Origin of the sequence: Streptomyces sp. NRRL S-31 (assembly GCF_000718775.1) — a bacterium.
Classification (GTDB): Bacteria; Actinomycetota; Actinomycetes; order Streptomycetales; family Streptomycetaceae; genus Streptomyces.
The window spans coordinates 38700-52520 of sequence record NZ_JOCB01000002.1; the positions used below are offsets into that span (position 1 = coordinate 38700).

Below are 13821 nucleotides of genomic sequence, written 5' to 3' on the forward strand. Positions count from 1 at the left end.
CGTTCAGTACGACTTGGGCAGGCCCAGGGTCTGGTGGGAGACGTAGTTGAGGATCATCTCCCGGCTCACCGGGGCGATACGGGCCACCCGGGCGGCGGTGATCAGCGAGGCGAGCCCGAACTCACGGGTGAGCCCGTTGCCGCCGAGGGTGTGCACGGCCTGGTCGACGGCCTTCACACAGGCCTCCGCGGCGGCGTACTTGGCCATGTTGGCGGCCTCGCCCGCGCCGGTGTCGTCGCCGTCGTCGTAGAGACGGGCCGCCTTCTGCATCATCAGCCGGGCCAGTTCCAGGTCGATGTGGGCCTGTGCCAGGGGGTGCGCGATGGCCTGGTGGGCGCCGATGGGGGCCCTCCACACCGTGCGGTCGCGGGCGTACCCGACGGCTTTGGCGAGGGCGTGGCGGCCCATGCCGATGGCGAACGCGGCCGTCATGATCCGTTCGGGGTTGAGTCCGGCGAACAGCTGGAGCAGACCGGCGTCCTCGTCGCCGACGAGCGCCTCGGCGGGCAGCCGCACGTCGTCCAGGGTCAGCTCGAACTGCTTCTCCGCGGCGTTCAGTTCCATGTCGATGGGGCGTTTGCCAAAGCCCTCGGCGTCCGTCGGGACGATGAACAGGCAGGGTTTGAGGCTGCCGGTGCGGGCGTCCTCGGTGCGGCCGACGATCAGGACGGCGTCGGCGATGTCGACGCCGGAGATGAAGACCTTGCGGCCGGTGAGCAGCCAGTCGGTGCCGTCCCGCCGGGCGGTGGTGGTGATGCGGTGGGAGTTGGAGCCGGCGTCGGGCTCGGTGATGCCGAAGGCCATGAGGCGGGTGCCGTCGGCGAGGCCGGGGAGCCAGGCCCGCTTCTGCTCCTCGGTGCCGAAGCGGGCGATCACGGTGCCGCAGATGGCCGGGGAGACCACCAGCATGAGCAGCGGCGAGCCCGCCGCGCCCAGTTCCTCCAGCACGATGGAGAGTTCGCCGATGCCCCCGCCGCCGCCTCCGTACTCCTCGGGGAGGTTGACGCCGAGGTAGCCGAGCCTGCCCGCGTCGGACCAGAGTTCGGACGGCGGCCTGCCCTCGGCGACGGTGCGGACGAGGTAGTCGCGGCCGTAGCGCTTGCCGAGGGCGGCTACCGCGGAGCGTAGGGCCTTGTGCTCTTCGGATTCGATGACGGCGGTCATGGGGCTCCTAGGAAGAGGTTTCCTGCACTACTGCCAGCAACGTGCCTGGTTCGACCTGCTGTCCCGGCTCGGCGTGCAGGGCGGTGAGCGTGCCCGCCGCCGGTGCCGCGATCCGGTGCTGCATCTTCATCGCCTCCACCCAGACGAGGACCTGCCCGGCCCGCACCGTCGCGCCCTCCGCCAGGCCCTCGGCGACCCGGACGACGGTGCCGGGCATCGGCGCGAGGAGGGAGCCCGGCGCGATCCGGGCGGCCGGGTCGGGGAAGCGGGGCAGGGCGGTGAGGCGGGCGGCGCCCACGTGGACCTGGTCGCCGTAGCGGGCGACCTCGTAGCGGCGCCGGACGCCGTCGGCCTCGAGGACGACGAGACGGGCGTCGGCGTGCACGACCCGCACCCCGTCCGCCGCCAGGCCGTCCCGCGTGTGCCGGTACCGGACCTCGTGCTCCTCCCCCGCCATCTCGTACCGCTTCACCTGCGGCTGGGAGGGGACGTTGCGCCAGCCACCGAAGCGGGAGCGGCCGTGGGCGTCGGCGAGGGCGGCGGCCAGCGGGGCGTACGGGTCGGGGGCCGGCCCGGTCAGTTCGCCGAGGTGGCGGTCGTAGAAGCCGGTGTCCATGTGCCCGGCCCGGAACTCCTCGTGGCGCAGGGAGCGCACGAGCAGGTCCCGGTTGGTGACCGGGCCGTGCAGTTCCGCCCGCTCCAGGGCGCCCGCGAGCCGGCGGACCGCCTCCGCGCGCGTGGGGGCGTGGGCGACGACCTTGGCGAGCATGGCGTCGTAGTGGACGCCGATGGTGTCGCCGTCGGCGTAGCCGGTGTCCAGGCGGACGCCGTCGGGTACGGCGATGCGGTGCAGGGTGCCGGTCTGCGGCGCCCAGTCGTGGGCGGGGTCCTCGGCGTAGAGGCGGGCCTCGACCGCGTGGCCGCGCGCGGGGGGCGGCTCGCCGTCCAGGGCGTGTCCCTCGGCGACGCGGATCTGCTCGGCGACCAGGTCGAGCCCGAAGACCGCCTCGGTGACGGGGTGTTCGACCTGGAGGCGGGTGTTCATCTCCAGGAAGTGGGCGCGGCCGTCGGCGACCAGGAACTCGACCGTGCCGGCGCCGGTGTAGGAGACGGCGCGGGCGGCGCGCACGGCCAGCGTGTGCAGCTCCCGGGTGAGCCCGGCGGTGAGGCCGGGTGCCGGGGCCTCCTCGACGACCTTCTGGTGGCGGCGCTGGAGGGAGCAGTCGCGGGTGCCGAGCGGCCAGACGGTGCCGTGGGTGTCGGCGAGGATCTGCACCTCGACGTGGCGGCCCCGCGGGAGGTAGGGCTCCACGAAGACCTCGCCGTCGCCGAAGGCGCTCACGGCCTCGGCGCGCGCGCCCTCCAGCGCGGCGGGCAGCTCGTCCAGGCGGCGCACGATCCGCATACCGCGCCCCCCGCCGCCCGCCGCCGCCTTCACCAGCACCGGCAGGTCGGCCTCGGTGACCTCGTCCAGGGGCGCCAGTCCCATCAGCCGCTTGGCTCGGGTCTTGGACGCCATGGCCTCGATGGCCTCCGGGGGCGGGCCGATCCAGACCAGGCCGGCGTCCGAGACGGCGCGGGCGAAGCCGGCGTTCTCGGAGAGGAAGCCGTAGCCGGGGTGGACGGCGTCGGCGCCGGCCGCCAGGGCCGCCCGCACGATCAGGTCGCCGCGCAGATACGTCTCGGCGGGCGCCGCGCCCGGCAGCCGTACCGCCGCGTCGGCCACACGCGTGTGGAGCGCGCCGGCGTCGGGATCGGAGTGCACCGCGACCGTCCGGATGCCCAGCTCGCGGCAGGTGCGGAAGATACGGCAGGCGATCTCGCCGCGGTTGGCGACGAGCACACTGGTGATCACGTGGTCCCTCACATCCGGAAGACGCCGAAGCCGCCGCGCGCGCCCTCGTAGGGGGCGGTGTGCAGGGCGGAGAGGCACAGGCCGAGGACGGTGCGGGTGTCGCGCGGGTCGATGACCCCGTCGTCGTACAGCCGCCCCGACAGGAACATGGGCAGCGACTCGGCTTCGATCTGCTGCTCCACCATGGCGCGCAGGGCCGCGTCCGCCTCCTCGTCGTACGGCTGCCCCTTGGCCGCCGCCGACTGCCGGGCGACGATCGAGAGCACCCCGGCGAGCTGCTGCGGGCCCATGACGGCGGACTTGGCGCTCGGCCAGGCGAACAGGAAGCGGGGGTCGTAGGCCCGGCCGCACATGCCGTAGTGCCCGGCCCCGTACGACGCGCCCATCAGCACCGACAGGTGCGGCACCCGGCTGTTGGCGACCGCGTTGATCATCATCGCGCCGTGCTTGATGATCCCGCCCTGCTCGTACTCCTTGCCGACCATGTAGCCGGTGGTGTTGTGCAGGAAGAGCAGCGGGATGTCCCGCTGGTTGGCGAGCTGGATGAACTGGGCGGCCTTCTGCGACTCGGCGCTGAAGAGCACGCCCTGGGCGTTGGCCAGCACCCCCACCGGATATCCGTGCAGGGCGGCCCAGCCGGTGACCAGGCTGGTGCCGTAGAGCGGTTTGAACTCGTCGAAGTCGGAGCCGTCCACGATCCGGGCGATGACCTCGCGCGGGTCGAACGGGGTCTTCAGGTCGTCCGGGACGATGCCCAGCAGTTCCTCCGGGTCGTACCGGGGCGGCTCGGCCGGGCCGGGGTCGGGGTGGGCCTTGCGGTGGTTCAGGCGGGCGACGACACGGCGTGCCTGGCGCAGCGCGTCCGGCTCGTCCAGCGCGAAGTGGTCGGCGAGGCCGGAGACGCGGGCGTGCATCTCGGCGCCGCCCAGCGACTCGTCGTCGCTCTCCTCGCCGGTCGCCATCCTCACCAGCGGCGGCCCGCCGAGGAACACCTTCGCCCGCTCCTTGACCATGATCACGTGGTCGGACATGCCGGGCACGTAGGCGCCGCCGGCGGTGGAGTTGCCGAAGACGACGGCGATGGTCGGGATGCCGGCGGCGGAGAGCCTCGTCAGGTCGCGGAAGATGGCGCCGCCGGGGATGAAGATCTCCTTCTGGGACGGCAGGTCGGCGCCGCCGGACTCGACCAGGCTGATGCAGGGCAGCCGGTTGGCGAGGGCGATGTCGTTCGCGCGCAGCGCCTTCCTCAGGCTCCACGGGTTGCTGGCGCCGCCGCGCACGGTGGGGTCGTTGGCGGTGATCAGGCACTCGACGCCCTCGACCACGCCGATGCCGGTGACGAGGGAGGCTCCGACGGGGTAGTCGCTGCCCCAGGCGGCCAGCGGGGACAGTTCCAGGAACGGGGTGTCGGGGTCGAGCAGCAGCTCGACGCGTTCGCGGGCGAGCAGCTTGCCGCGTCCCCGGTGCCGCGCGACGTACTTCTCGCCGCCGCCCGCCAGCGCCCCCGCGTGCTCGGCCTCCAGGTCGGCGAGTTTGGCGAGCATGGCCTCGCGGTGGGCCCGGTGTTCCGGGCCGCCCGGGTCCAGGGCCGACGTCAGGATGGTCACAGCAGGGTCTCCGGGATCTCCAGGTGGCGGGAGCGCAGCCATTCGCCGAGGGCCTTGGCCTGCGGGTCGAAGCGGTGCCGGGATGCGACGCCGGCGCCGAGGACGCCGGACACGACGAAGTTCAGGGCGCGCAGTTCCGGGAGCACGTGCCGGGTGACGGGCAGGTCCCGGCTCTCCGGGAGCAGCCGCCGGAAGCGGTCGGTGGTCAGGGTGTGCGCGAGCCACCGCCAGGCGTCCTCCGTCCGCGCCCACACACCGACGTTGGCGTCGCCGCCCTTGTCCCCGCTGCGGGCGCCCGCGACGAGACCGAGCGGGGCGTACCGGGTCGGGCCGGGCGGCAGGGGGTCGGGCAGGGGCGGGGGCGATACGGCGTCCAGGGGCCGGGTCTCCTGGGGCGCCGGCACCGGGATGCGACGTCCGTCGTGGAGGACGGCCACATGGTCGACGGCCCCATGGGGGACGTACACATCCTCGAACACCCCATAGGGAGCGCCCTTTCCCGGGGGTTCCAGCACATGGAAGCCGGGATAGCTGGCGAGCGCCAGTTCCACCGCCGCCCCGCTCAGCGCCCGGCCCACGACCTGCTGGTCGGGGTCCCGCACGACGAGCCGCAGCAGCGCGCTGGCCGTCTCCTCGGTGTCCGCGTCCGCCCGGTCGGTGCGGACCAGCTCCCAGCGCACGTCGGCCGGCGGCGCCTTGGCGAGCGCGTCGGTGAGTTGCTCGCGCACCAGGGCCGCCTTGGCCTCGATGTCGAGGCCGGTGAGGACGAAGACGACCTCGTTGCGGAAGCCGCCCAGCCGGTTGAGCCCGACCTTGAGGGTGGGCGGGGGCGCCTCGCCGCGCACCCCCTCGATCCGCACCCGGTCCGGCCCCTCCCGGCGGAGCCGTACGGTGTCCAGCCGGGTGGTGACGTCGGGTCCGGCGTACCGGGCGCCGCCGGTCTCGTACAGCAGCTGGGCGGTGACCGTGCCCACGTCCACGAAGCCGCCGGTGCCGGGGTGCTTGGCGACGACACTGCTGCCGTCGGCGTGCACCTCGGCGAGCGGGAAGCCGGGCCGGCGCACGTCGCCCTCGCCGAAGAAGGAGTAGTTGCCGCCGGTCGCCTGGGTGCCGCACTCCAGCACGTGCCCGGCGACGACGGCACCGGCGAGGCGGTCGTGGTCGGCCGGCGTCCAGCCGAAGTGGGCGGCGGCGGGCCCGGTGACCAGCGCCGCGTCGGTCACCCGGCCGGTGATCACCACGTCGGCGCCGGCTCGCAGGCACTGAGCGACGCCGAAGCCGCCGAGGTAGGCGTGGGCGGCGAGGGCGCCGGGGTGGGCGGCGGTGAGGTCGTCGCCCTCGACGTGCGCGACCCGCACCGGTATGCCGAGCCGGTCCGCCAGGCGGCGTACCGCGTCGGCGAGTCCGGCGGGGTTGAGGCCGCCCGCGTTGGTGACGATCCGCACGCCGCGCTCGTGGGCGAGGCCCAGGCAGTCCTCCAGCTGGCGCGGGAAGGTGCGGGCGTACCCCGCCGCCGGGTCCTTCAGCCGGTCGCGGGCGAGGATGAGCATGGTCAGTTCGGCGAGGTAGTCACCGGTGAGGACGTCGACCTCGCCGCCGGTGAGCATCTCGCGCAGGGCGCTCGCGCGGTCGCCGTAGAAGCCGGAGAAGTTGCCGATGCGCAGCGGTCTCACCGGTCCGCCCCCTTCGCCGGGCGGCCGGGGCCGGGCGGGCCGGCGAACGCCTGGGCGATGCCGAGCCAGCGGTCGGCGTCCGGGCCCCGGGCCGTCAGGGCGAGGTCGGCGCGGTGGGCGCGCCGGGTGACCAGGAGGCAGAAGTCGAGGGCGGGGCCGGTGACGCGCTGCGCGGCGCCGGGCGGGCCGTAGCTCCACACCGCGCCGGAGGGGGCCGTCAGTTCCACGCGGAACTCGTCGTCCGGCGGGGTGAGTCCGTGCACCCCGAAGGCGAAGTCACGGGTGCGCACCCCCAGGCGGGCCACATGCCGGAGCCGGTCGGTGGGTGGGCGCACCACACCCAGTGCCTCGGCGACGTCCAGTGCGTGGGCCCAGGTCTCCATCAGCCGGGCGGTGGCCATCGAGGCGGCCGACATGGGCGGCCCGTACCAGGGGAACCGGGCGCCGGGCGGGGCGGCGCGCAGCGCGTCCTCCAGGGCGGCGCGTCCGGTGCGCCAACGCGTCAGCAGTTCGGCGGGCGGGAGCGTGGCGCCCTCCTCCGCGCCCTCGTCCACGAAGGAGCCGGGGGCGGCGAGCGCCTTCTCGACCAGCGCCCGGAAGGCATCGGCGTCGGTGACGGCCAGCAGCGCGGAGCGGTCGGTCCAGGCGAGGTGGGCGATCTGGTGCGCGACGGTCCAGCCGGCGGCGGGGGTGGGCAGCGCCCACCGCCCGGCCTCGGACTCGGCCACCAACAGGTCGAGTTCGTCGCTCTCGGCACGCAGATCGTCGATGACGGGCGTCGGGTCGGCCATGGGGGGAGCATGGCAGCGGCCCCGGAAACAATCAAGCGTGCTTGCATGAATTCGGCCGCGACCGGGGGAGGCCGTGGCGCCCGGAGCGTCAGCGGGCGGGAGCGGGAGCGGGGGTGGGGGTGGGGGTGGGGGTGCGCGTCACTGGCCCTCGACCGGGAGGGCGGGGGTCTTGGTCCGGCCTATCTGGGTGCGGACCGCGCCGATGCTGGCCGCGATGACCAGGGCGATCGCGGCGGCCTCGATGAGGCTGAGGGCCTGGCCGAGGATCAGGAAGCCCGCCGTGGCGGCGATGGCCGGTTCCAGGCTCATCAGGATGGCGAAGGTGGAGGCAGGCAGCCGGCGCAGGGCCAGCAGTTCGAGGGTGTAGGGCAGGACCGAGGAGAGCAGGGCCACCGCCGAGCCGAGGGCGACGGTGGTGGGGTTCAGCAGCCGGGTGCCGGCCGAGGCGATGCCGATGGGGAGGAAGAGGAGGGCCGCGACCGCCATGGCCAGAGCGAGGCCGTCCGCCTGCGGGAAGCGGCGGCCCGTACGGGCGCTGAAGACTATGTAGGCCGCCCACATGGCGCCGGCGCCGAGGGCGAAGGCGACACCGGTGGGGTCCAGACTGCTGAAGCCTCCGCCACCACCGAGCAGGAACACGCCCGCGAGGGCGAGACCGGCCCAGAGCGCGTTGATCGCGCGGCGGGAGGCCAGTACGGAGAGGGCCAGGGGGCCGAGGACCTCCAGGGTGACCGCCGGGCCCAGCGGGATGCGGGCCACCGCCTCGTAGAACAGGCCGTTCATCGCGCCCATGGCGATGCCGAAGGCGACCACCGTGCCCCAGTCGGCGCGCGAGTGGCCGCGCAGCCGGGGCCGGCAGGCCAGGAGCAGGACGACCGCCGCCGCCAGGAGGCGCAGGGTCACCACGCCCGGCGCGCCGGCCCGGGGCATCAGGGTGACCGCCATCGCGCCGCCGAACTGCACCGAGACGCCGCCGGCCAGCACCAGTCCGACCGGACCGAGGGAGGTGAGGCGGCCGGGGGTACGCGGGGACTTCGGCGTCGCCGACGTCGGGTGTGCGGCGCGGGGGCTTTTGACGGTGCTCACGGCGGTCCTGTGCTGGCTCGATCAGATCATGTACATCTCCATGTACTACCGAGTCCAGGGTAATGGACCACGTCAGGAGTGTGAACCCTTGATGGAACTGTCCTGGATGGTGAGATGCGCCCCTCTCAGCCACCGGACCACGGCTCCCCGTACGCCGACGCCGGGGCCTGGGCCTGGGCCTGGGCCTGCCGGTAAGGGACCGGTCCGCTCTGTTCCGGCCACGGCGGCAGGCGCAGCTCACCGGTGTCCATGACCGCGTTGTTCTGCGAGCGGTGCAACCAGGCGTAGGCACCGCCCAGGGCGAGGAGTCCGTCGTGGCGGCCGGCCTCCACCACGCGGCCCTGGTCCACGACCAGGATGCGGTCGGCGTCGGGGGCGAGGTTGAGATCGTGCGTGATCATGATCGTCGTACGTCCGGCCATCAGGCGGCGCAGCGGTGTGACGATCCGGCGGGCGGCCATCGCGTCCAGGCCGGTGGTCGGTTCGTCCAGGACCAGCACGGGCGCGTCGCGCAGCAGGGCGCGGGCGATGGCCAGGCGCTGGAGCTGGCCGCCGGACAGCCGGGCCGAGTGGGGGTCGACCCGGGTGTCGTAACCGTCGGGGAGCCGGACGATGAAGTCGTGCGCGTCGGCCGCCCGCGCCGCCTGCTCGATCGCCTGGTCGCCGGCGCCGGGCCGGCCGCAGGCTATGTTGGCGCGCACCGTGTCGCGCAGCACCAGGGTCTCCTGCGGCAGCAGGGTGACGTACTCGCGCAGCCGGGCCAGCGGGAAGTCGCGCAGCGGGGTGCCGTCCAGGAGGACGTCCCCGGCGTCCGGGTCGTAGAAGCGCAGCAGCAGTTTGGCGACCGTGGACTTGCCCGCGCCGCTCGGGCCGGTGACGATCACCAGCTCGCCGGGGCGGGCGGTGAAGGACAGCCCTTCGAGGGCGGGCGCGCCGGCGCCGGGGTAGCGGAAGGAGACGCCCGTGACCTCGACCGTGCCGTCCGGGCGGCCGGGCTGCGCGGCCCGCAGGGGGTCGGTGACGGACGGCCGTGCGTCCAGGATCTCGATCAGCCGCTCGGCGCCCGCGGTGGCCGCGGTGACCGTGAGGCCGAGCTGGGCCAGGCCGCGGACGGGCGGGTAGAGGTAGCCGAGGAAGGCGGCGAAGGCGAGGAGTTGACCGAGGGTCATCCGGCCGGTGGAGATCTCCCAGGCACCGATGCCGATCACGGCGAGCACGCAGACCGTCTCGATGACCTGGACCAGCTGCTCGTACGCCTCGTTGAGCCGGGCGGAGCGGACCGAGGCGCGGAACCAGGCGTTCGCCTCCTCGTGCAGCCGGCGGCGCTCGGCGTCCCGGCGGTCGTACGCCTGGGTGAGCACGATGTTGCCGAGGGACTCCTCCACCACGGCGGTGATCGCACCGTCGGCGACCCGGCCCGCGCGGGAGACGTCCCTGACGGAGCCGGAGAAGCGGCGGGCGGCCAGCCAGAACAGGGGGGCGAGGACGAAGGTGGCGGCGGCCAGGTCCCAGCGCAGCCAGAACGCGGCGACGGCGTAGAAGAGGGCGGAGAAGACCGCCGAGGCGGCGCCGACCAGGCCGGACACCACCATCGTCTCGATCGCCTCGACGTCACTGGTGAGCCGGGAGAGCAGGTCGCCCTGGCGGTGGTGCTGGAAGAAGTGCGGCGGCAGCCGCTGCACATGGTCGAAGACGTGCTCGCGCAGCCGCATCACGAACCGCTCGGTGAGCCACGCGGCCAGCGAGTTGCCCGCGTAGGCGACGAGCGCGCCGGCCACGGCGATCCCCAGCCATCGCGCGGCCGGGGACCAGAACGCGGCCAGGGACCCCTGCTGGAGGGCGTGGTCGGTGAGGTCGCCGAACAGCAGCACGGCCGCGGTCTCGGCGAGCGCGGCGAGCACCGTGCACAGCCAGACCAGCAGCAGTCCGCCGCGCAGCCCTCTGGTCAGCGGCCAGAAGCGGCGGAACGCGGCGCGGGCCGCAATCGCCGGGGCGTCCGCGTGGGCGAGTTCTTCGGCACCGCCGTTTACCGTGTGCTCACTCTCCGGCATTTCCAGCATTCCCTCTCACCGATTCCCGCATTCCATCCGTCGCCCACCCGTCCGCCTGCCCGCTCATCCATCCGTACGCCCGTGCGGTAACCATGGAAAAGGGGTCGACGGTGCACCGTCGACCCCTTTCCGCTCAGCCTCGGATCACTTGTCCTGACCGGGCACCGGCTTGGGCAGCGGCTTCCGCGCGTGCTTCTTCGCCTTCGGCTTCGGCACCTGCGGGAGCTGCTTGTTCTTGGCCTTGGGGGGCAGCGGGGCAAGCTTCTTGAAGCTCATTCCATCTCCTCGTGTCGTGCTTTTCTCGTGGTGTCGAATTCCGTTTCCCGGACCCGACACCAAAAAACTTACACGCCGTCGAGGAGCCTGAGCGCCGAAATCGGCAAGGGTACGCTGTGAATACCTTGGGGACTCCTGAGAGAGCCGCCCGGGGCTGAGAATCGCCTGGTGTGGCTGAGTGCCGCCTTTACGCGGAGGGGGGCGGCGGGCCGGCGGAAGCCGCGTCCTCCGCGTTCTCCTTCCGGTCCAGCCCGTCCGCCAGCACCTCCGCCAGGTGCCGTCCCCGGACGCCGGCGAGCTGTTCGAGCTGGGTGCGGCAGGAGAAGCCGTCCGCCAGGATCACCGTGCCTTCGGGTGCCCGCCGCACCGATGGCAGGAGCTGTTCCTCCGCGCAGGCCCGGGAGACCTCGAAGTGGCCCTTCTCGAAGCCGAAGTCGCCCGCCAGGCCGCAGCAGCCCCCGCTCAGGTCACCGGTGAGGCCGGCGGCGGCGCGCAGCCGTCGGTCGGCGGTGTCGCCGAGCACCGCGTGCTGGTGGCAGTGGGTCTGCCCGGCGACCGGGCGGTCCACGGCGGGCGGGGTCCAGTGCGGGGCGTACATCTCCAGGGTCTCGGCGAAGGTGCGGACCGAGGCGGCCAGCCGGGCGGCACGGGGGTCGTCGGGCAGGAGTCCGGGGAGGTCGGTGCGGAGGGCCGCGGCGCAGCTCGGCTCCAGGACGACGACCGGGAGCCCGGCCCGCAGGACCGGTTCCATCAGGTCCAGGGTGCGGCGCAGCACCGCGCGGGCGCGGTCGAGCTGGCCGGTGGAGACGTAGGTCAGGCCGCAGCAGACCCGGGCCCGGCGGGCGGTGAGCAGGGCGGTCGCCGACCGGGTCGTGCCGTCCGCGACCGCGCCCCGGCGCGGCAGCAGCGTCGGCGGCAGCGCCACCCGCAGCCCGGCCGCCTCCAGCACCCGGACGGCGGCCCGGCCGACGGACGGCGACAGATACTCCGTGAAGGTGTCGGGCCAGAGGACCACCAGGCCGCCGGTGCCGGGGGCGGCCGGACCCCCGGCGGAGGCGGCGGGGTCCCCGGCGGAGGCAGCCGGACCCCGGGCGGAGGCAGCCGGACCCCCGGTGGGGGCAGCTGGGCCCCCGGCGGAGGCAGCCGGACCCCCGGTGGGGGCGGCGGGCGCGGGGGTGGCCGGCCGGTGCTCGCGCCACCACCCGGTGAAGGTCCGCCGCGCCAGGCGCGGGATGTCCCGCTCCGGTGTCAGGCCGCCCAGCCGCTTGCCGAGGCGGGCCAGTGGGCCGGCCGCGGTGAGGGCGTTGATCACCGGGACGGCGCGGGCGCGGGAGGCCCAGCGGAGCCATTCCGGCAGCCGTCCCATGCTGTAGTGGGCGGCGGGGCGGCGGCGGCCGGCGTAGTGGTGGTGCAGGAACTCGGCCTTGTAGGTGGCCATGTCGACGCCGACGGGGCAGTCCGAGCGGCAGCCCTTGCAGGACAGGCAGAGGTCGAGGGCGTCGCGGACCTCCGTGGACCGCCAGCCGTCGGTGACCAGGTCACCGGCGAGCATCTCGTGCAGCAGGCGGGCGCGGCCCCGCGTGGAGTGCTCCTCCTCCCCGGTGGCCCGGAAGGACGGGCACATCACGGCCGGGCCGGTCGCGGTCGTCGTACGGCACTTGGCGACACCGACGCAGCGGCGGACGGCCGCGCGGAAGTCGCCCCCGTCGGCCGGGTAGCCGAAGGCCACGTCGACCGGGTCGCGGGGCAGCACCGCGAAGCGGAGGCCGGAGTCCAGTGGCGCCGGGCGGACCAGCATGCCGGGGTTGAGCAGGTCGTCCGGGTCCCAGACGGCCTTGGCCCGCTCGAAGAGCCGCACCATCGGCGCCCCGTACATCCGGGGCAGCAGTTCGGCGCGGGCCTGTCCGTCGCCGTGCTCGCCGGACAGGGAGCCGCCGTGGGCCACCACCAGGTCGGCCAGGTCCTCGGAGAAGCGGCGGAAGCGGCCGACGCCCGCCTCGGTGAGCAGGTCGAAGTCGATGCGGACGTGGACGCAGCCGTCGCCGAAGTGGCCGTAGGGCGTGCCGCGCAGTCCGTGGGCCGTCAGCAGCGCGCGGAACTCGCGGAGGTAGCCGCCGAGCCGGGCGGGCGGCACCGCGCAGTCCTCCCAGCCGGGCCATGCCTCGGAGCCGTCGGGCATCCGGGTGGCCGTGCCGCTGGCGTCCTCGCGGATGCGCCACAGGGTCCGCCGGGCGGCCGGGTCCGTCACCACCAGGGCGTCCACGACGTCGGCCGCGCGCACCAGCTCCCGGGCCCGCGCGTGGGCCTCCGCCGCCGTCCGTCCGCCGGTCTCCACGAAGAGCCAGGCGCCTCCCGCGGGCAGCCCGGCCCCGGCCGGCACCAGGTCGGCGGCCATGCCCTCCACCGTGAGCGGCCGCAGCGGCAGCAGCCCCGCGGCGGCCTCGGCGGCCGCGCTCTCGTCCGCGTACGCCAGCACGGCCAGGGCGCGTGCGCGCGGGTCCTCCACCAGGCGGACCACGGCCTCGGTGAGGATGCCGAGGGTGCCCTCGGAGCCGCAGAAGGAGCGGGCGACGTCCGCGCCGTTCTCGGGCAGCAGCGCGTCCAGCGCGTACCCGGAGATGCGGCGGGGCAGGTCCGGGAAGCCCGTGCGCAGCCGGGCCAGTTCGCCCTCGGCCAGCTCGCGCAGACCGTCCGGGGCACCGGCCCAGCCGGGTCCGGGCCGCAGCCGCTCGCCGCGCGCGGTGACGACGGACAGCTCCCGCACGCTGTCCGCGGTGGTGCCCCAGGCGACCGAGTGGGAGCCGCACGAGTTGTTGCCGATCATCCCGCCGAGCGTGCACCGGCTGTGCGTGGAGGGGTCGGGGCCGAAGCGGAGACCGTGCGGGGCGGCGGCCTCCTGGAGCCGGTCCAGGACCAGCCCGGGCTGCACGACCGCCGTGCGGCTGCCCGGGTCCAGCTCCAGCAGGGCGGACATGTGCCGGGTGAAGTCCAGCACCACGCCGGTGCCGGTCGCCTGCCCGGCGATCGACGTGCCCCCGCCGCGCGCCACCACCGGCACCCCGCGCGCCCGGCACACCTCCAGCGCGGCGGCCACGTCGTCGGCGTCCCTGGGGGCCACGACGCCCAGCGGGACCCGCCGGTAGTTGGACGCGTCCATGGTGACCAGTGCCCGGGCGGTCACGCCGAAGGCGACCTCGCCCCGGACGGCCCGCCGCAGCGCGCCCGCGAGGGCCGCCGCTTCCGCAACATCCGCTCGATCCGTCATGCGTCCAGGATGCATCCGCTCACGGACAGTCACCGGAGTTTTTCCACAGGCCC

At 74.6% G+C, this 13821-nt stretch carries 9 protein-coding genes; all 9 read right to left on the minus strand.

Translation table 11 applies throughout. The annotated features are described in order from the left end of the window. Nucleotides 1-3: 3 nt before the first annotated feature. Complete coding sequence (locus tag IF37_RS0101165; protein WP_030734615.1) at nucleotides 4-1164, minus strand: acyl-CoA dehydrogenase family protein; 1161 nt, start codon at nucleotides 1162-1164, stop codon at nucleotides 4-6. A gap of 7 nt (nucleotides 1165-1171) precedes the next feature. Beyond that, a complete protein-coding gene (locus IF37_RS0101170; protein WP_030734618.1) occupies nucleotides 1172-3019 on the minus strand; it encodes a biotin carboxylase N-terminal domain-containing protein in 1848 nt (615 codons plus the stop codon). Between the two features lie 8 nt (nucleotides 3020-3027). Continuing rightward, nucleotides 3028-4626, minus strand: coding sequence for an acyl-CoA carboxylase subunit beta (locus IF37_RS0101175; RefSeq protein ID WP_030734621.1), 1599 nt, complete (start codon nucleotides 4624-4626; stop codon nucleotides 3028-3030). Beyond that, nucleotides 4623-6299, minus strand: a complete 1677-nt coding sequence (locus IF37_RS0101180) for an acyclic terpene utilization AtuA family protein (protein ID WP_030734626.1) — start codon at nucleotides 6297-6299, stop codon at nucleotides 4623-4625. The genes IF37_RS0101175 and IF37_RS0101180 overlap by 4 nt, the downstream gene beginning before the upstream one ends. Next, nucleotides 6296-7090 carry a TIGR03084 family metal-binding protein gene (locus tag IF37_RS0101185; RefSeq protein ID WP_030734630.1) on the minus strand — a complete coding sequence of 265 codons (795 nt, stop codon included), beginning with the start codon at nucleotides 7088-7090 and terminating at the stop codon, nucleotides 6296-6298. Before IF37_RS0101185 ends, IF37_RS0101180 begins: the two co-directional genes overlap by 4 nt. Before the next feature lie 138 nt (nucleotides 7091-7228). Continuing rightward, nucleotides 7229-8176, minus strand: a complete 948-nt coding sequence (locus tag IF37_RS0101190; RefSeq protein ID WP_030734633.1) for a DMT family transporter — start codon at nucleotides 8174-8176, stop codon at nucleotides 7229-7231. 125 nt (nucleotides 8177-8301) lie between these two features. Next, nucleotides 8302-10227 carry an ABC transporter ATP-binding protein gene (locus IF37_RS0101195; protein WP_079165492.1) on the minus strand — a complete coding sequence of 642 codons (1926 nt, stop codon included), beginning with the start codon at nucleotides 10225-10227 and terminating at the stop codon, nucleotides 8302-8304. 144 nt (nucleotides 10228-10371) lie between these two features. Beyond that, on the minus strand, nucleotides 10372-10503 hold the full coding sequence (locus IF37_RS46320) for a hypothetical protein (RefSeq protein ID WP_301540303.1): 132 nt from the start codon (nucleotides 10501-10503) through the stop codon (nucleotides 10372-10374). 187 nt (nucleotides 10504-10690) lie between these two features. Then, on the minus strand, nucleotides 10691-13768 hold the full coding sequence (locus IF37_RS0101205; protein ID WP_052844914.1) for an FAD-binding and (Fe-S)-binding domain-containing protein: 3078 nt from the start codon (nucleotides 13766-13768) through the stop codon (nucleotides 10691-10693). Nucleotides 13769-13821: the final 53 nt, after the last annotated feature.

Coding starts and splice junctions, on each gene's coding strand:
- IF37_RS0101205 (WP_052844914.1), bottom strand. CDS start 13,768: ATGACGGATCGAGCGGATGTTGCGGAAGCGGCGGCCCTCGCGGGCGCG.
- IF37_RS0101195 (WP_079165492.1), bottom strand. CDS start 10,227: ATGCCGGAGAGTGAGCACACGGTAAACGGCGGTGCCGAAGAACTCGCC.
- IF37_RS0101185 (WP_030734630.1), bottom strand. CDS start 7,090: ATGGCCGACCCGACGCCCGTCATCGACGATCTGCGTGCCGAGAGCGAC.
- IF37_RS46320 (WP_301540303.1), bottom strand. CDS start 10,503: ATGAGCTTCAAGAAGCTTGCCCCGCTGCCCCCCAAGGCCAAGAACAAG.
- IF37_RS0101165 (WP_030734615.1), bottom strand. CDS start 1,164: ATGACCGCCGTCATCGAATCCGAAGAGCACAAGGCCCTACGCTCCGCG.